The organism is Streptomyces sp. NPDC050738 (assembly GCF_040654175.1).
In the GTDB taxonomy this organism is placed as follows: domain Bacteria; phylum Actinomycetota; class Actinomycetes; order Streptomycetales; family Streptomycetaceae; genus Streptomyces.
On record NZ_JBFAHN010000015.1, the window covers coordinates 158,688 to 178,122 of the forward strand.

General features: G+C 69.4%; 16 protein-coding genes and 3 pseudogenes. 10 read left to right on the forward strand and 9 right to left on the reverse strand.

Going from position 1 to position 19,435, the window contains the following annotated elements; translation table 11 throughout:
* Positions 1–24: 24 nt before the first annotated feature.
* A complete protein-coding gene (locus AB0H78_RS30765) occupies positions 25–987 on the reverse strand; it encodes a LysR family transcriptional regulator (protein ID WP_363237942.1) in 963 nt (320 codons plus the stop codon).
* A 153-nt stretch (positions 988–1,140) separates the two neighbouring features.
* Here AB0H78_RS30765 and AB0H78_RS30770 point away from each other — a divergent pair, with 153 nt between their 5' ends.
* The gene (locus AB0H78_RS30770) at positions 1,141–4,638 is read left to right on the forward strand and encodes a M28 family peptidase (protein ID WP_363237977.1); all 3,498 of its coding nucleotides are present in this window, start codon (positions 1,141–1,143) and stop codon (positions 4,636–4,638) included.
* A gap of 45 nt (positions 4,639–4,683) precedes the next feature.
* Here the strand turns inward: AB0H78_RS30770 and AB0H78_RS30775 are convergent, their stop codons facing one another.
* A complete protein-coding gene (locus AB0H78_RS30775) occupies positions 4,684–5,520 on the reverse strand; it encodes an alpha/beta hydrolase (protein ID WP_363237978.1) in 837 nt (278 codons plus the stop codon).
* A gap of 77 nt (positions 5,521–5,597) precedes the next feature.
* On the opposite strand from AB0H78_RS30775, the gene AB0H78_RS30780 reads away from it, so the two are divergent.
* Complete coding sequence (locus AB0H78_RS30780) at positions 5,598–6,215, forward strand: sigma-70 family RNA polymerase sigma factor (protein ID WP_363237944.1); 618 nt, start codon at positions 5,598–5,600, stop codon at positions 6,213–6,215.
* A gap of 10 nt (positions 6,216–6,225) precedes the next feature.
* On the opposite strand, the gene AB0H78_RS30785 is transcribed toward AB0H78_RS30780, so the two are convergent.
* Positions 6,226–6,768: an FABP family protein gene (locus AB0H78_RS30785; protein ID WP_363237945.1), complete on the reverse strand. Its 543-nt coding sequence runs from the start codon at positions 6,766–6,768 to the stop codon at positions 6,226–6,228.
* A gap of 94 nt (positions 6,769–6,862) precedes the next feature.
* The gene (locus tag AB0H78_RS30790) at positions 6,863–7,636 is read right to left on the reverse strand and encodes a hypothetical protein (RefSeq protein ID WP_363237946.1); all 774 of its coding nucleotides are present in this window, start codon (positions 7,634–7,636) and stop codon (positions 6,863–6,865) included.
* 179 nt (positions 7,637–7,815) lie between these two features.
* Between AB0H78_RS30790 and AB0H78_RS30795 the strand changes: the two genes are divergently transcribed.
* On the forward strand, positions 7,816–8,613 hold the full coding sequence (locus AB0H78_RS30795; protein ID WP_363237947.1) for a polysaccharide deacetylase family protein: 798 nt from the start codon (positions 7,816–7,818) through the stop codon (positions 8,611–8,613).
* A gap of 26 nt (positions 8,614–8,639) precedes the next feature.
* Here AB0H78_RS30795 and AB0H78_RS30800 read toward each other — a convergent pair whose 3' ends face one another.
* Positions 8,640–9,485, reverse strand: coding sequence for a methyltransferase domain-containing protein (locus tag AB0H78_RS30800; protein ID WP_363237948.1), 846 nt, complete (start codon positions 9,483–9,485; stop codon positions 8,640–8,642).
* 95 nt (positions 9,486–9,580) lie between these two features.
* Here AB0H78_RS30800 and AB0H78_RS30805 point away from each other — a divergent pair, with 95 nt between their 5' ends.
* The 3 genes and pseudogenes from AB0H78_RS30805 to AB0H78_RS30815 all read left to right on the forward strand — a co-directional run bounded on the left by AB0H78_RS30805 (position 9,581) and on the right by AB0H78_RS30815 (position 11,540).
* Positions 9,581–10,180 (forward strand): TetR/AcrR family transcriptional regulator, encoded by a 600-nt coding sequence (locus AB0H78_RS30805; RefSeq protein ID WP_363237949.1) that lies wholly within the window; start codon positions 9,581–9,583, stop codon positions 10,178–10,180.
* Between the two features lie 187 nt (positions 10,181–10,367).
* Positions 10,368–10,760, forward strand: a pseudogene (locus AB0H78_RS30810) (hypothetical protein); the annotation flags it as partial.
* Positions 10,761–10,955: 195 nt separating this feature from the next.
* Positions 10,956–11,540, forward strand: coding sequence for a DinB family protein (locus AB0H78_RS30815; protein ID WP_363237950.1), 585 nt, complete (start codon positions 10,956–10,958; stop codon positions 11,538–11,540).
* A gap of 8 nt (positions 11,541–11,548) precedes the next feature.
* Here AB0H78_RS30815 and AB0H78_RS30820 read toward each other — a convergent pair whose 3' ends face one another.
* Together AB0H78_RS30820 and AB0H78_RS30825 are read right to left on the reverse strand one after the other, a co-directional pair.
* Positions 11,549–12,502 carry a PHB depolymerase family esterase gene (locus AB0H78_RS30820; RefSeq protein ID WP_363237952.1) on the reverse strand — a complete coding sequence of 318 codons (954 nt, stop codon included), beginning with the start codon at positions 12,500–12,502 and terminating at the stop codon, positions 11,549–11,551.
* A 297-nt stretch (positions 12,503–12,799) separates the two neighbouring features.
* Complete coding sequence (locus AB0H78_RS30825) at positions 12,800–13,375, reverse strand: MSMEG_1061 family FMN-dependent PPOX-type flavoprotein (RefSeq protein ID WP_363237979.1); 576 nt, start codon at positions 13,373–13,375, stop codon at positions 12,800–12,802.
* Between the two features lie 398 nt (positions 13,376–13,773).
* Here AB0H78_RS30825 and AB0H78_RS30830 point away from each other — a divergent pair, with 398 nt between their 5' ends.
* Positions 13,774–15,594, forward strand: a complete 1,821-nt coding sequence (locus AB0H78_RS30830) for a cellulase family glycosylhydrolase (protein WP_363237953.1) — start codon at positions 13,774–13,776, stop codon at positions 15,592–15,594.
* Positions 15,595–15,659: 65 nt separating this feature from the next.
* A complete protein-coding gene (locus tag AB0H78_RS30835; protein WP_363237954.1) occupies positions 15,660–16,121 on the forward strand; it encodes a polyketide cyclase in 462 nt (153 codons plus the stop codon).
* Positions 16,122–16,191: 70 nt separating this feature from the next.
* Here AB0H78_RS30835 and AB0H78_RS30840 read toward each other — a convergent pair.
* A pseudogene (locus AB0H78_RS30840) lies at positions 16,192–16,356 on the reverse strand (RICIN domain-containing protein); the annotation flags it as partial.
* Between the two features lie 49 nt (positions 16,357–16,405).
* Positions 16,406–16,885: a helix-turn-helix domain-containing protein gene (locus AB0H78_RS30845; RefSeq protein WP_363237955.1), complete on the reverse strand. Its 480-nt coding sequence runs from the start codon at positions 16,883–16,885 to the stop codon at positions 16,406–16,408.
* A gap of 283 nt (positions 16,886–17,168) precedes the next feature.
* Between AB0H78_RS30845 and AB0H78_RS30850 the strand changes: the two genes are divergently transcribed.
* Positions 17,169–17,489 (forward strand): hypothetical protein, encoded by a 321-nt coding sequence (locus tag AB0H78_RS30850; RefSeq protein ID WP_363237956.1) that lies wholly within the window; start codon positions 17,169–17,171, stop codon positions 17,487–17,489.
* A 534-nt stretch (positions 17,490–18,023) separates the two neighbouring features.
* Positions 18,024–19,379 (forward strand): annotated as a pseudogene (locus AB0H78_RS30855) (alkaline phosphatase family protein); the annotation flags it as partial.
* Positions 19,380–19,435 lie beyond the last annotated feature (56 nt).

Consider the following 19,435-nt stretch of genomic DNA (forward strand, 5'->3'; position numbering starts at 1 on the left):
CCGGCCCACCGGGGCTCGCCCGCCTCACACCGTCGTGGCGGCCGGGTGCAGCTCCGGGTGGGCGTCCCACCAGGCCCGGTGGAAGGCGTTGTTGTCCACATTGGCCAGGTAGGCACGCGCCGCGGCCAGGTAGAGCAGCTCGGCCTGCCGGGCCGAGACGGCAGAGCGGTTCCAGGCGAGGCGGATGCGCCCGGTGATCGGAGCTCCGGCGAGCGGTCGCATGACCGTGCCGTCAGCACCGGGCGCCGTGGGCTGGCTCAGTGCGACCGCGCGGCCCCTGGCGATCAGGCTGTAGTGCATCTTGCGGTCGGTGATCCGGTGCCGGAGCGAGGGCACGAATCCGACCCTGGCGCAGGCCTCGACGAGCGCTTCGGGGCCCCCGTCGTCGTCCTCGACCAGCGACATCCACAACTCACCTGCCAGATCGGCGAGTTCGATGGCGGGGCGCTCCGCCAGGGGGTGGAGCGCCGACATCCGTACGGCGAACGGTTCCTTGGGGATGAGGGTCCTGCCCGTCGCCCCTTCCGGCAGCGGGACCTCGTGGTCGTTGACCTCGCCGTAGACGATCACGTCGTACCGCCCGGTCCCGAGCATCCGCGCCAGCGCGGTGACCGAGTGTTCGAGATCCACCGTGATCTCCTCGGTCATCAGCAGATCCGTCTGCTCCAGGAGTCCGTCGAGCAGGACGAGCAGGATGCAGCCGAGCCGCAGAGGGGCGCCGGCCGTCATCGCGCGTGCCTCCGAGCCCAGCGCGTCCATCTCGCTGAGCACCCTGCGCGCCCGGTCCAGCACGAACTGACCCAGTGCGGTGGGCTCCATCCCGTGTTGCGTGCGGACGAAGAGATCGCCACCGGTGACCCGTTCGATCCGCCGCAACTGCGCGGAGAGCGCGGGCTGGGAGACCCCGAGCCGACGTGCCGCGCGTCCCAGACTGCCCGCTTCGGCTATCCGGCACACCGCCTGTAAGTGCCTCAACTCCAGCTGCATCTTCCGCAGCGTACGCAGCAGTTCACCGGCGCACCATAACTCCCGTCCTATGCCCGGTGAGATGTCTCCACATTGCCATGCCCACGCCCATACTCGGCGCGACGAACCCGCCCCCCACCACGAACGGAGTGGACCGTGCACCCCATAAGATCGATGGCCGCCGTGGCAGCCCTCGCGCTGACCGCGGGCCTGGCAGGCACCGCCGCCGGCCAGGCGTCGGCCGCGCAGCAGACACCGAACCGCACCACGGCCGACCAGCCGGCCACCCCGCTCTCCCGGGCCGTCGCCGCGGCCGACCAGGCCGTGCGCAGCGGCATGGACGCAGCTGTCAACGCCCCGCAGGAACAGTACGAGCGACGTCAGGTGACCCCGTGGCTGAAGGGGCTCTACTCCGTCGCGTACGAGCGCAGCTACCGCGGCCTGCCGGTCGTCGGGGGCGACGCGGTCGTCCTGTCGGACGGCGACGGTGACGTACGCGCCGTGCAGTCCGCGTCGTCCCGGCGCATCGATGTCGCGACCGAGGCCTCGGTCACCGCGAAGAAGGCCGAAGCCGTATCGCGGGCGAAGCTGAAGGCGGTCGACAAGGTCCTGACCAGCCGGCTTGTCGTGCGGCTCAGGGACGACCGGCAGAACCTGGCGTGGGAGACCGTGCTCTCGGGCCGTACGAACACCGCACCGAGCAAGCTGCACGTCTTCGTCGACGCACGCACCGGCAAGGTGATCGACAGCTACGACGAGGTCGCGGCGGGCAGCGGCACCAGCAAGTGGAACGGCCCGAACCCGCTGACCATCGACACCACCAACTCCGGTGGTACGTACAGCCTGCGCGACCCGAGCAGAACCGGGCTGAGCTGCGCGGACTACAGCTCCGGTTCGGTCTTCTCGAAGTCCTCGGACTCCTGGGGCACCGGCAACCCCACCTCCAAGGAGACCGGCTGCGTCGACCTGATGTTCGCCGCGCAGAAGCAGTGGGACATGCTCGGCAGCTGGCTCGGCCGCAACGGTGTCAACGGCAACGGCCGCAGCTTCCCCGGCAAGGTCGGGCTCAGCGATCTCAACGCGTACTGGGACGGCAGCTCCGTCACCATCGGCCACAACAGCGCCAATGAGTGGATCGCGGGCGTGGACGTGGTGGCCCACGAGTACGGGCACGCCATCGACACCAACACCCCCGGCGGGACCAGCGGCCAGGAGGCCGGGCTCGGTGAGGGCACGGGGGACATCTTCGGCGCGCTGACCGAGGCGTACATCAACGAGCCGTCCCCGTACGACACTCCCGACTACACGGTCGGCGAGATGATCAACCTCCAGGGCCGTGGCCCCATCCGCAACATGTACAACCCGCCGGCGGTCAACAACGACCCGGCCTGCTACAGCTCCGCCATCCCGAACACCGAGGTGCACGCGGCAGCGGGTCCGCTCAACCACTGGTTCTACCTGCTGGCCGAGGGCACCAGCCCGGGCGGCGGCAAGCCGAACAGCAGCACCTGCAACCAGACCACGCTGACCGGAGCGGGCGTCCAGAACGCGGGCAAGATCTTCTACGGCGGGATGCTGCTCAAGACCAGCAGCATGTCGTACAAGAAGTACCGTACGGCGACGCTGAGTTCGGCCAAGTCCCTCGATGCCACCTGCGGTCTCTACACCAAGACCAAGGCGGCCTGGGACGCGATCAGCGTGCCCGCCCAGAGCGCCGATCCCACCTGCACGCCCAGCGGCCAGAACAGCGACTTCTCGCTGGCGCTGAGCCCGGCGTCGGGGACGGTCCAGCAGGGCGGTTCGGTCACCACCACGGTGTCCACCAACACCACCACCGGTACGGCCCAGTCCGTGACGCTCACCGCCTCGGGCCTGCCCGCCGGCGTATCGGCATCCTTCAACCCGGCCACCGTGCAGTCCGGCCAGTCCTCGGTGCTGACCCTCTCGGCGACCGCCAACGCGGCACCCGGCGCATCCACCGTCACCGTGAAGGGCCAGGGCACCACGCTCTCGCACACCGTCGACTACGCGCTCAACGTCGGGTCGACCACACCCGGCACCGACCCGCCGGACATCAGCGTCACCAACATCCAGGCGCACCTGACGCAGCTCAACACCATCGCCTCGCAGAACGGCGGCAACCGCCGCGCGGGCAGCGCCGGTCACACCCAGTCCGTGGCATACGTGAAGGGCAAGCTGCAGGCCGCCGGATACACGGTCACCGAGCAGCCGTGCACCTCCTGCACCTACCCGTCCAACAACCTGATCGCCGACTGGCCGGGCGGCCCCGCCGACCAGACCGTCATGTTCGGGGCGCACCTGGACAGCGTGTCGGCGGGCCCCGGCATCAACGACAACGGCTCCGGCTCGGCGACCCTGCTGGAGAACGCGCTCGTACTGGCGCAGAAGAACCCCACGATGACGAAGCACGTGCGCTTCGCCTGGTGGACCGACGAGGAGCAGGGCCTCAACGGCTCGAAGTTCTACGTCAACCAGCTCAGCAGCGCCCAACGCGCCACGATCAAGGGCTACTACAACTTCGACATGGTCGGCTCCACCAACGCCGGCTACTTCATCAACAACGTCAACTCCACCACCGCGGCCCCGCTCAAGGCGTACTGGACCTCGCTCAACCTCGCCCCCGAGGAGAACGTCGAGGGCCAGGGCCGCAGTGACGACGCGTCCTTCCAGTCGGCCGGCATCGCGACCTCCGGATACGCGGCCGGGGCCAGCGCCCGCAAGACGGCCGCGCAGGCCACGAAGTGGGGCGGCACCGCCAACTCCGCCTACGACTCCTGCTATCACAGCGCCTGCGACACCACGAACAACATCAGCGCCACGGTCCTGGACCGCAGCGCCGACGGTGTCGCGTACGCGGTCTGGAAGACGGCCGTCGGCAGCGACACCCCCGCCCAGGACTTCTCCCTGTCCACCAGCCCGTCCTCGGGCAGCGTCGACCCGGGCTCCAGTGTCACCAGTACGGTGAACACGGCCACGGTGAGCGGCGCCGCGCAGACCGTCGCCCTGTCGGTCTCCGGCGCACCCAGCGGCGTGACCGCGAGCCTCAGCCCGACCTCCGTACAGTCGGGGAACTCCTCGACCCTCACCGTGCAGGCGGGCGCGAGCGCACCCAAGGGCACCTACACCCTCACGGTCACCGGTTCCGGCACGGTCAGCCACAGCACCACCTACTCGGTGACCGTGGGCGGCAGTTCGACCTGCACCGCGGGCCAGCTCGTCGTCAACGGCGGCTTCGAGAACGGCACCACCCCGTGGTCCAGCACCTCGGGGGTCATCACCAACCAGGCCGGGGAGTCGCCGCGCAGCGGCTCGTACATGGCCTGGCTGAACGGCTGGGGCTCTCCCCGTACGGACAGCGTCTCGCAGTCGCTGACCCTTCCGGCCGGGTGCTCCGCCTACCGGCTCTCCTTCTACCAGCACATCGACACCGACGAGACGGAGAACGTCGCCTATGACGTCTTCACCGTCTCGGTGGGCGGGCAGAACCTGGCGAGCTACTCCAACCTGGACGCCGCTTCCGGCTACGTACTGAAGACGTTCGACGTCTCGCGGTTCGCCGGACAGACCGTCGTCCTGAAGTTCAACGGAGTGGAGGACCAGGCCCTGCAGAGCTCGTACGTCGTGGACGACGTCACCCTCCAGGTGAGCTGACCCCACACCCGTGATGTGCCCCGCCCGTTTCCCGGGCGGGGCACATCACGCTTCTCCCCCCAGGAATTCGTCCACGGCGGCCACGAACCGGCCGGCGTCGTCGACCCACGGATAGTGGCCCGCGCCCGGCTGCACCACGAGCGAGGCTGCGGGGAACAGCCCGGCGAACTCGGCCGCCGACCGAGGCGGACTGTTCAGGTCGTACTCCCCTGCGAGCACGAGAACACGCGCTGCGCACAGGGCGAGTGCCGCGCGCGTGGCCTCCGGATCGAAGGCTCCTTCGGCGCCGAAGTGGGTGACAGCCTCCTCGTTGTCCGGTCGCCCGGCGGCCAGTTGCTCCCGCGCCGCGGCGTCCCAGCGCCCGCAGAAGAAGGGGTCGACGGCCTCCCAGTCGCCGCCCCTGCCCTCGGTGATCGCCACCAGGGCCTCGTACGCCGCCGGAAACCACGGCTCGTCCTTACGGAGCTGCGCGAGCTCGCGTCGCATCTCCGGGGTGATGTCGATGCCCACCGCGCGCGTGCTGGGGGTGACGAGGGCGAGCGTGCCGACGCGCTCGGGGTGGCGGGCCGCGTACTGCGCCGCGACATTCGCACCCGCGGAGTGGCCGAGCAGCCGGATCCGATCGAGGCCGAGATGAGCGCGCAACGCCTCGACGTCGTCGGTCAGGCGGTCACAGCGGTACGAGGCGGGGTCCTCGGGGACGGCCGACCCGCCGGTGCCGCGCAGGTCGAGGACGATCAGCCGGTGGTGCGCGGACAGGCCGCCGAGGTCGCCGAGGTACGCGGAGTCGGCGGGTCCGCCGGGGATGCAGACGACGGGATCACCGTCGCCGGTCACCCGGTAGGCGAGCCGGGTTCCGTCGGTTGCGCAGAAGGTGGGCATGCCCTGGATGATGCCATCCATAACCCGGTTATACAACCTGGTTATGACGGGGTGCCGAACGGGTGTATAACCGAGAGGTGGCAGGTCAAGAGAGCAGTCGACAGAACGCCGGACACGCCGGAGCGCTCACAGAGGCGCAGGCCGAGCGGATGCTCGCGCGGATGAACGAGGTGATCCGCGCCGGCGACGAGATGCGGAAGCTCCGCACCGAGATGATCAAACTGTTCGCCGGTTTCGGCTGGACCCAGGAGAAGATCGCCCGGCTCACCGAGATGAGCCAGCCCGCCGTTTCCAAGCAGATGACCAAGCACCGGACGGACGACCCGCTTCCCCCGATGGAGCTCGCCCTCGACCAGGACGACGCCCCGTGGCTCGAAGGACGGCTCTGGGGCCTGGCCGAGGAGATCTCGGAGACCTTTCACGACGCCACGAGCTGCACCGGTTACGTCCATGCCCTCACCCGGGGCAAGAAGCGCTTCACCCCGCAGAGCGTGGACGAACTGCGCCGCCTCGTGGAGGAGGACCTGAGGCTGCACCGGAAGCACCTGGACGCCGGATTCCGGGCCGCGTACGACGAGATCAGCCGCAGGCTCGACGTCCCCGGGAAGGCCTCGACTGCCTCCACCGCACCGGCCTCGGTGCGCCGCACCCTCGCCCACCAGCTCCAGCGCGACCGCCTCAGGGACAACTCCTAGGAACGGCCGCCTACTTCGTACGGCTCAGCTCCGCCAAGAGATGGTGCTGCAGCGGCTGACCGACCGCCGCGAGGTCATGGGTGAAGGTGAGCAGGTCGTCACCGGTCAGGGAGTACCTGCGGCGGGTGGCGTCCACTTCCTTGGCCGTGGGCGTGACGGCGACCTGGTGCGTGGACAGGTCGACGACGCTTCCGTCCGCCGTTCCGACGAGGATCTCCGCGATGCCGGTGGGCTGGGTGACCAGCGCCTCCACCCGGCCGTCGGGCTGGAGCCGCCACCAGCCGCTCTCGCGGGCCGAGGGGCGCAGCGGCGCGCCGTCGGCGTCGAGCAGCCAGGCGCGGGCCTCGTACCGGAGGAAGGGCCGGCCGTCGTGGGAGAAGGTGACCTCCTGCGCATACGCGAAGTCCGCTTCGAGCGTGGGGTATTGGCCGCGCCCCCGCCCGCGCCACGTCCCGATGAGGCCGGTCACCGGAGCCAGCAGCGCGTGCGGCTGTGGCGCCTCGTCCGGACGGTGACCGTCGGGGTACGGGTTCTCCGCTACGAGGTCGAACACGATGCGCGCTCCAGGGATCGGGGCCGGTGGCCGGTGGCCGGTGACGGCTCGAAGCCTAAGGCGTCCGGGCCCCGCCCTGGATACGCACCGCTGTTCAGCCGTTGGGGTACGCCTGCGCGATGAGCTTCTGCCGCAGGACCTGCCACTGGGCGGCCATGTCGTGCACCACGTACAGGTCGCGGCGCCTGGTCCATGCCTGGCCGGACTCGGGGTCGTAGGTCCCCGGCATCTCGAAGCCGCGCGGCGCGTACGCCGTCATGCCCCGGTCGCGGGTGGTCTGCACACACCGCTTCACATGGTCGCGGAATCCGACCACACCGGCGGTGCCGATGCCGCCAGGCACGTGCTTGCGGGCCTCGGCCACCTGAGCGGCGACGCCGTCGGTGCTCAGATAGGTGATCGTGCCGTCGGGGGCGATCACCGGCTCAATCGAGGTCACGTTCTTCATGCGGTACTTCGACTCGAGGAACCGGGCGATCTCCCACTGGGCGTACACGGGTACGGTGCGGCGGCGCCGGATGCGCGCGACGGTGTCGGCCAGTTCCTCATTGACCGGCCCCGGCTCGGGGAGCACCTTCGCGGGGTCGCCGCCGCCTGCCGGGGGACGGTTGCCGAAGCCGTAGGCCACGATGAAGTCCAGCCGCTCCGGGGCGATGGTCTCCGGATGCCAGTCGAATCCGATGTCCTGGAGGTACGGAACCACGGTGCGGGCCGTGTCCTGGTCGTCGAGCTCCGCCGCCAGAGCCGCGCGCATGCGGCGCGAAAGACCGCCGCCGGAACGCTCGTCGGCGTGAGCCGGTGTCGCGCCGAGGACGGCCGGGGCGGCGAGGGCGGCGGTCAGTGCGGCTGCGAAATCACGTCGTTGCACGTGGGGGCCTTTCTTCTCCGGGCGGTACCTGCGGATCGTCGCCGCCGGAGGGAAACCGGGGCTGAACGCCCTGGGAAGCCCCGGCATCGGTGCAGCGGCTGTCGGCCGTTTGCCGGGAAGCCCGGCATCACGCCATGTCTGGACCGCGCCCGGAGCGACGGCTCTGGTACAGATTCCACGTGCTCACCTCTCGTCGCCTTGCGCAGACAGCCGTTGCCGTTGCCCTGTCCGCCGCCGTGGCGGCGTGCGGCTCCGCGAAGGTGGCCCCTTCTCCACCGGCGAAGAGCGCCGCCGCGTCGCCCCTCGCCGCGCCACGGAACCCGGTCCCCTCACCCCGCCCCACCCGGGCCAGGCCGCATCCGGTGGACTGCCGGACAGCCCGGTGTGTCGCGCTGACCTTCGACGCCGGGCCGGGCCGCGACACGGCCGAGCTGCTGGACATCCTCAAGGCCAAGCGTGTGAACGCGACGTTCTTCCTGTTGGGCAACGACATCCGGACGCGCCCCCGACTGGTGACCAGGGAGGACCTGGAAGGCCACGAGGTGGGCAATCACAGCTGGACCCACCCGCGCCTCACCGAGGTGAGCGACGCGGAGATCCGCAGCGAGCTCGGGCGCGTACAGAAACGCGTCAGGCAACTCACCGGCCGTACACCTACGTTGATGCGCCCGCCCCAGGGAAGGACCGACGAGCGGGTCGCCGCGGTCGCCCGCTCGCTCGGGCTCGCCCAGATCCTGTGGACCGTGACCGCCAGCGACTACCGCGACCACGATCCCGACGTCATCACGAGCCGGGTCCTGGAGGGTGCGGCGCCGGGCGGGATCATCCTGCTCCACGACATCTACCCGGGCACGGTGCCCGCGGTACCCGGCATCATCGACGGTCTGCGCGCCCGCGGTCTCACCCCGGTGACCGTCTCGCAGCTCTTCGCCCCCGACAAACCTCAGGCGGGTACCGCGTACTGGAATGCCGGCTGACCATCGGGGGCAAAAGGAAATCGGGGTCAGGCCGGACGTTCGGCGACGACCAGCCAAGCGGTGCTGCGCAGCCGGACCGCGCCGCCCTCCTCATAGGAACGCAGGATTCCGGTGAGTGCCGCACGAGCACGGGCCCTTGATTCCCCGTCGGCTTGATCCATCAGATGACGTCCGGGACCGGATCCGAGAAGAAAGTCGGCCGCGTCTTCGGCATCACTCCCCCAATTCCCCCGCGCCTCCGCGCTTTCCACCGCAATGCGGTCGAACCCGGCGGCGGTCAGCACGTCCCTGATGCGCTCAGGGTCGGCGAGCGAGAACATTCCGGGGCCTTCCGAGTCCCCGAAGCCTCCGACGGGCAGGAAGTCGCGCAAGGCCGCGACGGCCTGGAGCCATTCGTTTCCCTCCGCATTCGCCGCACAGACGAATGCGATCCGGCCACCCGGACGCAGGGACTTTTTGATGTTGACGAAGGCGGCCACCGGATCGGCGAAGAACATCACCCCGAAACGACTGATCGCGACATCGAACGATTCCGGTTGCAGGGCTCGCACTTGGGCGTCCCCCTGCTCGAAGGACACATTGGAAATGTCCGCGCGCAGCGCCGACTCCCGGGCGCGCTCCAGCATCGGCGCCGAAAGGTCCAGCCCCATGGCACTCCCGGCGGATGCCCGCTGTGCGGCCAGCCGGGTCGTGCTCCCGGCGCCGCAGCCGATGTCCAGGACCCTGTCCTGTTCCGTGATCCCGGCAGCAGCGAGCAGCGGCTCGTCGAAGCCCCCGTTCACTGCGTCCCACCGGTCCTGATTCCGCGCCCAGTGCGTGCCCTCGTAGCCGTTCCATGCCTGCGCCTGCTGGGTGTTGACGAGGTCGTACATACGGCACCTCCTGGTGATGGCCGAGCATTCCACAGCTAGAATGGGCGTGCGCCCAAACAGTATGGGCGTACGCCCAAACTGGCAAGGAGAGCCCTGTGTCACCACGCGGAGTAGCCACCCCCGACGTACGCGAGCTGCTGTTCGCCGCCGCTGAGCGGGTCCTGGCCGGTGCGGAGCCGACGGCGCTGACCAGCCGCGCCATCACGGACGAGGCGGGCTGCGCGAAGGGGCTGCTGCACGCCCACTTCAGCGGACTGGACGAATTCGTCGCGGAACTCGTACTGGACCGGTTCGCGGCCACCGCGCGGGAGGTCGGGGAACTCCCTGCGCGGGCAGGCCTGGCGACGGTGGCCGAGAATCTCACCGCGGCAGCCCTCGCTCTGCTGACCTCGACCAGCCCGAGGATCACCGGCCTTGCCGTCTCCCGCCCCGCCGCGGCCGCCCTCGTACGGCAGGCGCTGGAGGCAGGTGCGCCAGGATTCGCGGCGACCCAGGACTCGGTCGCCGACTATCTGGACGCCGAACTGCGGCTCGGACGGCTCAGGGACGGCGCCGACACCGCCTCGCTCGCACTCGCGCTCGTCGGGACCGTTCACCATCTGCTGATGACCGGCTGGGCCGGATCTCCCGAACCCCGCGCCCAAGTGGAACGGCTGGTCGCTCTGCTCTCCGGCGCCGCAGGGTCACCGGCCTGACACTTTCGGCCATTCCGAGCAGTGAATATGCCAAGGAAATGGCCAGATTCATGGGTGACCGGTGTGGCGGGAGCGAAGATAATTGCCTGTTGAGTCAACTGAGCAATGCCCCAAGGGCTCTTGGCGCGTTGCTCGGTGACCGTACGACTTTGACTGCCGAGCCGCAAACTGCCCAAGGGGAGTGGCTGTGCACGACGAATTCCTGTGTCATGTCACCGCGTACGGAGTCTGCGGTGGCCGACGTGTCGGTGTGCCGCTGGGCACGTACCGCGCGCCGACCCTCGCACTCGCGCTGTGGTGGCTGCGGGACAGGGCCACGTGGATCTCCGAGCGGCTGGATCCCAGCCCCGACAGCGAGCACTTTCCGGCGCGGGCGCTTTTCCAACCGGCCGCGGATGCACCGGACATACCCGATGCGTTCCGTACCTGGCGCGATGATCTCGCGCGCCAGGAATCGGCCGCCGAAGTACTCACCGCCGGCCGGCTCATGCGATTCGCCGTCCGCGACGACACCACGGAATACGAGCTCCTCGCGGAGTCGGTCGACGCACTGCGGATGCAGCGCGCCATCCCCGCTCTTCCCGCATTCGACAGGCTGCCTTCGGGCGCGGCACTGCTCACCACGCTGAAAAGCTCCACCGTCGTATTCAGCTCCGCAGCAGGATGAGCGGGGCGTGATGAAGGCCCGGGTCGTGGTCGACCCGGCGCCGCCGGTCGTCGCGGACCACACACGGGATCTTGAGACCACGAGCCGCCCATGGCAGGCTCTTGCCGCATGATCGATGAATTCGCGAAGGACAACCTGCACGGGAGACTGCGGCGGGACCGTGAGGCCCTGCTCTGGAAACTGGACGGCTTGTCCGAGTACGACGCCCGCCGGCCTCTGACGGCGACCGGGACCAACCTCCTCGGCCTGGTCAAGCATGTCGCCACGGTCGAGGCGAGGTACTTCGGCGAGGTCTTCGGCCGCCCTTCCCCCGAACCCCTGTCCCGGTGGCAGGACTCCGACGGCAGCGATCAGTGGGCGGCCGAGGACGAGACCCGCGATCAGATCATCGGCTTCTACCGGCGCACGTGGGAACACTCGGACGCGACGATCGACGAGCTTGCCCTCGACGCCCCCGGCCACGTGCCGTGGTGGCCGGAGCCTTTTTCCACCTCGAACCTGTTCGCCATCATGGTCCATGTCCTCGGGGAGTCCGTCCGGCATGCCGGACACGCCGATATTCTGCGCGAGGGGCTCGACGGCCGGACGGGGCTGCGCCCCGAACACGAGCAGCGGATCGACGAGGAAGCCCGTGCGGCCTACTGCGCGAAGATCGAGCAGGCCGCCAGGTCGGCCGCACCGATCCAGGCTTAGAGGCGGGGTCAGACCGTCGGCAGAGGGTGCTCCGTGAAGAACTTCCAGATGATCGGGGTCGCGTCGATCGTGGTGGGGGTGGCCGAGTCGTCGTTGGGGACGGTGGCGGGCCAGACGTGTCCGCCGTCCTCGATGCGGTAGTGCTCGACGGTCGAGCCGCCCGCGCAGTGCACCCAGCGCTGCTTGACGACATTGCTCTCGACCCGGGTCTCGCGCGGCCCGGTGGCACAGCCGTCGCGCTTGCCCCACTGCGCGAGCCAGTCGCCGAGGGGCGGGAGGCCCTTGGCCGGCTCGCCACCGTACGGGATGGTGGTGTCGGCCTGGCCGTGGAAGTCCAGAACAGGAATGGGGCGGGCGGGCCGGCAGTCGCCGCCCTGCGGGTAGAAGGCTCCGGACACGACGGCACTCGCGGCGACGCGGTCGGCGAGCCGGCAGGCCACCAGGGCCGCGAATCCGCCTCCGTTGGACTTGCCCGAGGCGAAGACGCGTCGGGTGTTCACGCACAGCCGCTGTTCGGTCCGGTCGATCAGTGCGCGGGTGAAGGCGATGTCGTCGATGTCCGCTGAGTACGGGGCGCCCTGCCAGGCGCTCTTGCCGTCCGTGCCCGTGACACCTTGCGGGTAGAGCACGACGGCGTCCAGCCCCGACATCTGCGTGAGGCGCTCCTGGTAGTCGGAGGTGCGCCCGTGGCCGTGGAAGGACAGCACGAGGGAGGTCGAACGGCTCGGGTCGTACGTCGCCGGGAGATGCAGCAGATAGGTCCTGGTGACACCGGCGACCGTGAGCCTCTGCGGGGTGGTGCGGCCCGGCGTGAGACCCGTGGCCGTACCGCAGCCCGCGGATCGCACGGAGGGGTGGGCCGGCTGCGGCCGGGCGGCTGCGGACCCTTGGCCGAAGGCCGTCGCCGCGAAAGCGGTGGCGACTGCCGTCGCGCAGACAAGCGAGCGGAATGTCGTGTGCATGACTACTCCAGGAGCAGAGGGGACCACTGCGGGTGGGCGGCACGTACGGCGCCAGGTGCGCCGATGGGCCAACGGCCGGGACCATAGCGTCACTTCATGACCGCGCAATACGGTTGCGCCCCGCTTTTCCCGGCGGCGGGACTTCACTTGATGTGGGCGAGGGGCCTCGCAGCCGCGCCCAGGCCCTCCTCGGCGAACAGAAAGACCGCAGGTCGGCCTGGGTGCGCGGGGCCGCTGGCCACACTCCTGCCGGCGAGCCGCGTTGAGGTCATGGACTCAATGAACGCAAGACCCGGGCTAGGACCGCGGAAGCGGCTGCTCCCAGCTCGCGGGCTCCCAGATTCCCGAACGGCGCAGGGGCGCCGGGCAGTGGAGGTAGATCTCGTCGATGTCGACGAGGACGGCGAAATTCGGCCGCTTCCCCTTGACCGTCATCGCGTCGAAGAACGGGGCGTCGGTGAGGATGCGGGCCCGGCCGTTGACGCGGAGCACGTCCGGGCGGCCCGGTATCAGGTAGAGCAGGCCCACGTGCGGGTTGGACAGCATGTTGTGCAGGCTGTCGCCGCGGTGGTTGCCGGCCCGCTCGGGCAGGGCGATGGTCCCTGCGTCCAGGACGTGGGTGAAGCCGGGGCTGTCGCCGCGCGGCGACACGTCGCAGTTGCCGTACGCATCCGAGGTCGACAGGGCGCAGAACGGCGCGCGGGCCAGGATGTCCCGGTCCATGTCGGTGAGCCGGTCGTGCACCTTCTCGATCACGATGGGGTGCGGCGTGCCCAGGAGTTCCCGCAGTTGCTCGGCCGATTGCAGCGGAACACATCCGGCAGGCAGCTGGAGCCCGGGAGCGGAGACCTCGGCAGGCGCGGTCGCGGACATGGGCACGGCGTTCGGCAAGACGGCTCTCCATAGTGGGCGCGGGCACTGCGGCGGATCACCGGACAGGCCCTATTAGGCTTACCTTACTTCGGGCCGTCCGCCGCTTCCGGCCGGGGTGGGTCCCGGCATCGGGGACGGCTCGCGCCGTACAGCTTCAGAAAGTGAACGCTGCGCATCCCATTGACACACTCGTGGCTCCATAGCTTCTATGGCGCCGGGCCCCTCTTCGCCCCCAAGCACCCCTGGAACCAAGGCACTTGGTCCAGGACCAGGGCGGGAATCCCGACAGGCCCCTCCATGCACTCTCACCGACAGCAGTACGGCGCACAGCGGGATGGGAGCGCTCCCATTTCGGCTGGCGCGGCCCTACCCCCACGACATGAGAGGAACCACCCGCAGTGCCCCACCCTCTCCGTACGTTCCGAAGAGCCGTCAGAACCCTCGCCGTGACGGCGGCAGCGCTGCTCCTGCCGCTCGCCGCCTCCCAGGCGGCCCAGGCCGCGACCACGGCGAAGGCCGCCGACACCGTCACGGCCGCCGCCGCGCCGGGCGCCGGCTACTGGCACACCAGTGGCCGCCAGATCCTGGACGCGGCCGGTCAGCCGGTCCGTATCGCCGGAATCAACTGGTTCGGCTTCGAGACCTCCAACTACGTGGCGCACGGCCTCTGGTCACGCGACTACAAGAGCATGATCGACCAGATGCGCACGCTGGGCTACAACACCATCCGGCTGCCCTACAGCGACGACATCTTCAAGGGCACGGCGCCCGCGAGCATCAACTTCTCGGGCGGCATGAACGCCGACCTCCAGGGCCTGGACTCCCTCCAGGTGATGGACAAGATCGTCGCGTACGCGGGCCAGACCGGCCTGAAGGTGATCCTCGACCGGCACCGGCCCGACTCCGCCGGACAGTCGGCGCTCTGGTACACCGCCGCGGTGCCCGAGACCACGTGGCTCACCAACCTCAAAGCCCTGGCGGCCCGCTACAGCGGCAACTCCGCGATGATCGGCATCGATCTGCACAACGAGCCGCACGATCCCGCCTGTTGGGGGTGCGGCGACACCACGAAGGACTGGCGGCTCGCCGCGCAGCGTGCCGGCAACGCGGTCCTGTCGGTCAACTCCGCCCTGCTGGTCTTCGTCGAAGGCGTACAGACGGTCAACGGCGTCTCCGGCTGGTGGGGCGGCAACCTGATGGGCGCGGGGCAGTACCCGGTGGAGCTCAGCGTGCCGGGCCGGGTCGTCTACTCCGCGCACGACTACGCGACCAGCGTCGCCCAGCAGCCCTGGTTCACCGACCCGTCCTTCCCCAGCAACATGCCGGGTCTCTGGGACAAGTACTGGGGTTACCTCTTCAAGCAGAACATCGCGCCGGTCTGGGTCGGCGAGTTCGGCACCACCCTCCAGTCGGCCACCGACCAGACCTGGCTCAAGGCGCTCGTCGACTATCTGCGGCCGACCGGACAGTACGGCGGCGACAGCTTCTCGTGGACCTTCTGGTCGTGGAACCCCAACTCCGGTGACACCGGCGGCATCCTCAAGGACGACTGGACATCGGTCGACACGGTGAAGGACGGCTATCTGGCCACCATCAAGGCGCCCGGCTTCGGAGGCGGAGGAGGAGGGGGCGGGGACACCCAGCCTCCCACTGCTCCCACCGGCCTCAAGGTCACGGGCAGCACCGGCAGTTCGGTGTCCCTGTCGTGGACCGCCGCATCCGACGACACAGGGGTGACCGGATACGACGTCTACCGAGGCTCCGCCAAGGTCGCCACGACCGCCGGCACCTCTGCCACGGACTCGGGACTGACCGCAGGGACGTCGTACACCTACTCGGTCCGTGCCCGTGACGCGGCGGGCAATGTCTCGACCGCCTCGGCGGCCGTGACCGCCACCACGACCGGTTCGGGCGGCAACAGCGGCTGCACGGCCGCCTATACGGTCAACGGCTACTGGGGCAGCGGCTTCGGCGTGGACGTCACCGTCACCAACACCGGTACGACGGCGGGCACTTCATGGCGCCTGGCGTGGACCTGGGCGGGCGGTCAGCAGATCACGAACATGTGGAACGCGGCCTACACGCAGACGGGCAGCGCGGTCAGCGTCTCGAACACCGCGTACAACGGAACTCTCGCGGCGGGCGGCCGTACGAGTTTCGGCTTCCAGGGCACACCTGGTGCGGGCGGTGTCCCGGCGGTGAGCTGCACGCTCTCCTGACACAGCTGGGCAACGGGTCCTGTACCGCTGTGGCAGGACCCGTTGCCCGTGCGAGGGTGGCGCACATGACAACAGAACGCTTCGAAGTACGACGTCAGATCGCCGCTCCCCCGGAGAAGATCTTCGCCTTGCTGTGCGAGCCCGCCGGCCATGTGGCGATCGACAGTTCGGGGATGCTCCAGTCCGCCGAGGGCGACCCTGTGAGCAAGCCCGGCGACGAGTTCGTCGTCCACATGGACCGCGAGTCCCTGAACGACTACCCCCTGGGCAAGTACGACGTCACAGTGATCATCACAGGCTTCGAACAGGACGCCGCCATCGAGTGGACCATCTCCGGGCAGATCCAGCCCCCCATCAAGCACCTCTACGGATACGAGCTCAAGCCCAGCGAGGGCGGCACCCTGGTGACCTCGTACTACGACTGGAGCCGGATCGAGGAGCGCTACCGGGAGGCGGGCATCTTCCCGGTCATCCCTGAGGCGGGCCTGCGGGCGACCCTCGGCATCCTCGCGCGGAACGTGGAGTGAGCGACGTGCTGTGCGGTGCGGCCCGAAGCCTCAGGACCGCACCGCACAGCACGGGCGCGGGAACCACCGGTCAGAGCAGCTGCCACAGGTGGTCGGCGGTCCCGTTGTCCCCGAACTGCACCACCCGCGCGCTGTCGGCCGTCGACATCCCGTCCACACCCAGCACCTTCCCACTGTGGCGGTTGCGGATGCGGTACCAGCCGTCGGCGTCGGGCAGGAAGGTCCACAGGTGGTCGTCACCCCGTCGAGGATCTGCTCGCGGTCGTACGCGAAGCCCAACTCCCTTATCCGCGCCGCCTCCCGGGGCCATGAGGCCGGCAGCCGATCCAGCGGAAGGCCCGCCGGCGCGTGAGCGACCAGTGCAGGACCAGCGTCTGACCTTGGCGCAGGACGTTGACGGCCACCGTGGCGCCGGTGGCCTGTCCCAGTCGGCGTACCGGCTCACGCGCCGCGGCGCGCAGGCCCGGATGTGGCTGCCAGCCGTATCCGAGGCGGAAGATGCGTAAGCCCATCCGGTAGCCGCCGGGGCCGCGCTCGACGGCGCCCAGTTCGATCAGCTGCTCCAGGAGCCGGTAGGCGGTGGTCTTCGGGAGCCCGCATTCCGCCGCGAGCCGGGTCAGCCCTGCCTCATGGGCCACTTCCAGTGCACCCAGCAGACCGAAGGCCCCCTCGATCACGCTGCGCCCGGCGCTCCACACCGGGCCTCCGATCTCTGTGCCGGGCTCGGCCTGTTGATGCCGGGCCTGCCGGTGATGCTGTGTCACTTCTCTGTCCCGCGTTGGTCCATGGCGTACGCCGGCGACTGACGTGCGGCCGGGTCGCGATGGATGGATTACGGATCGCCGGCTTGCGGCGTTCAGGACGGAGGGCACTGAATCAGGCCACTTTCCGCGGTCCGCCGCGCGGGCGCCGAGACAAGGTGCCCGACCGGTGGAGGGCTTAAGGCCCTGCGGGCGAGGCCCATTGGCGGCCCCGGTCGGAGGCACCGTCTTGTAGCAATGAGGAGTTCACTCGACTCAACTCCCTCAGCCGGACGGAGCACCCTTCATGAAGCGCCGCAGTGCCCTTGCGATCCTGCTCACCGCCAGCGCCCTGGCCCTCACCGCGTGCGCGGCCGGGAAGGACGTGGAGAAGCCGGGTCCGTCGGCGCCTGCGTCATCGGTTCCGTCGCGGACGTCTGCACCGAGCCCCGCCAAGGACGCGACGGAGTCCGAGAAGAAGTCGCACGGGGAACGCGGGCGCGAGACGGGTGAGCGGATGCGGGAGAAGGGCGAGAGGGCGGGCAAGGAGTGGCGCGAGAACGGTCGGCAGAAGGGCCGGGAGACGGGCGAGAAGTGGCGCCAGTACGGAGAGGGCCACCGCCGCTGACGCACGGGGCGGAACATCCCCTTTTGTGACGGTCGATTGCAGGCACAGCACCCCTCCCCTCGAGGCTTTCCCAGCGCGACGTCCGGGCCTGGTCGGACCCACCTCGCAGACGAGCAATCCAGCCAGGGCGATCGCCGCCATACGCTCCGACCTGGCCTTATCCTGCGATTCCCATCGAGCACATCTGTTAGTTAACTTTCCTGTCTGACAGAATTACCAGCGTTGCGAACGCCCCGTCAAGAGGCTGCGGCAGGTCCGAACGGATCTCTTGACATGACCGCACCAGGCCCCGTAGAAATCCCGTCAGCGGCTCGGCGCGGAGGTTCCGAACCCGACGCGCTCACCTGCATCTGCGCATGCAGCTGACCCGGCCGCCGCGGCCATATTCCGCCATGCCTGATGCCGCAGTGCTGCACGTCCCGCACGCGTCCACGACCCCTTCGCCGTGCGGGTTCGCCGCTCTGCCGGATGTCGTCCAGGCGCTGCCCAGGTCCATCGCACCGACAGCACTTCCGCCTGTTCAAGGAGATCAGCATGACGCCTCCCTACCCTCCCCTGCGCTCTCGGCGCAGCGACCCCCCGCCCGGCGGGGGCGCCGCCCACGCACGACCCGGCACCCGGCCCCGGCGTGCCCTCATCGCCGCCGGCCTGAGCGTGGCCGTGGGCCTGCTCGGTCTGACCGCGACGGCTGTCGCGTCCCCCGGCGGCACGGCAGGCGCGACGGCGGCTCCGGTGGCCGTGACCGCCGATGGGATTCCGAAGTACGACCATGTCGTGGTCGTGACGGAGGAGAACAAGTTCTACGACGATGTCGTCGGCAGCTCCAATGCGCCGTACATCAACTCCCTTGCCACCCAGGGCGCTTCGTTCTCGAACATGCACGGGACCACGCACCCCAGCCAGGGCAACTACGTGGCGCTCTTCTCGGGTTCCGCGCACGGCATCGACGACGACGAATGCCCGTACGACTTCCCCGACGACAATCTCGGCAACCAACTCCTGACGCGCGGACACAGCTTCGTCGGCTACTCCGAGGACCTGGCGTCCGACGGATCGAGGGACTGCGGCGACGACGGCAGCAGCGGTTACGCCCGCAAACACAATGGCTGGGTGGACTTCACCAACGTCCCGGCGGCATCGAACCTGCGCTACAGCCGCTTCCCCACGGACTACAGCAAGCTCCCCGACGTGTCGTTCGTGACGCCCAACCTCGACAACGACATGCATGACGGCACCGTCAAGCAGGGCGACACCTGGCTGAAGAACAACTTCGACGGCTACGTCCAGTGGGCCAAGACCCACAACAGCCTGCTCGTCCTGACCTGGGACGAGAACGACGGCGACGACTCCGACAACCAGATAGCCACCATGGTCGTCGGCGCCAACGTGAAGAAGGGCGCCACGTCGAGCGTCAAGTACAACCACTTCTCGATCCTGCGCACACTGGAGGACATGTACGGGCTGCCCGCCCTGGGAAGCGCGGCCTCGGCCAAGCCGATCACCGACGTCTGGGACGTGAGCACCACACCTCCCACCACCCCGCCGCCCACCACTCCCCCGCCGACCACGCCACCCCCCGGGTCGGCGAACCTCGCCCAGGGGAAGCCGACCACCACCTCCTCCACCGAGAGCACGTCGTTCGCCGGCGCGAAGGCCGTGGACGGAAACGCGACCACGCGGTGGGCCAGCAAGGAGGGCTCCGACGCGCAGTGGATCTCCGTGGACCTCGGGGCGGACACCGCGCTGAGCCGGGTCCAGCTGAAGTGGGAGGCCGCGTACGGCAAGTCGTACAAGATCCAGACCTCGACGGACGGCAGCACCTGGACGACGGCGTACTCCACGACCTCCGGCAACGGTGCCACCGACGACCTGGCGGTCAGCGGTCACGGGCGCTACGTGCGGATGTCCGCCACCCAGCGCGGCACGGCCTACGGCTACTCGCTGTA

Coding starts and splice junctions, on each gene's coding strand:
- AB0H78_RS30825 (WP_363237979.1), bottom strand. CDS start 13,375: ATGTCCGCGACCGCGCCTGCCGAGGTCTCCGCTCCCGGGCTCCAGCTG.
- AB0H78_RS30765 (WP_363237942.1), bottom strand. CDS start 987: ATGCAGCTGGAGTTGAGGCACTTACAGGCGGTGTGCCGGATAGCCGAA.
- AB0H78_RS30800 (WP_363237948.1), bottom strand. CDS start 9,485: ATGTACGACCTCGTCAACACCCAGCAGGCGCAGGCATGGAACGGCTAC.
- AB0H78_RS30815 (WP_363237950.1), top strand. CDS start 10,956: ATGATCGATGAATTCGCGAAGGACAACCTGCACGGGAGACTGCGGCGG.
- AB0H78_RS30835 (WP_363237954.1), top strand. CDS start 15,660: ATGACAACAGAACGCTTCGAAGTACGACGTCAGATCGCCGCTCCCCCG.
- AB0H78_RS30820 (WP_363237952.1), bottom strand. CDS start 12,502: ATGCACACGACATTCCGCTCGCTTGTCTGCGCGACGGCAGTCGCCACC.
- AB0H78_RS30850 (WP_363237956.1), top strand. CDS start 17,169: ATGAAGCGCCGCAGTGCCCTTGCGATCCTGCTCACCGCCAGCGCCCTG.
- AB0H78_RS30775 (WP_363237978.1), bottom strand. CDS start 5,520: ATGCCCACCTTCTGCGCAACCGACGGAACCCGGCTCGCCTACCGGGTG.
- AB0H78_RS30770 (WP_363237977.1), top strand. CDS start 1,141: ATGGCCGCCGTGGCAGCCCTCGCGCTGACCGCGGGCCTGGCAGGCACC.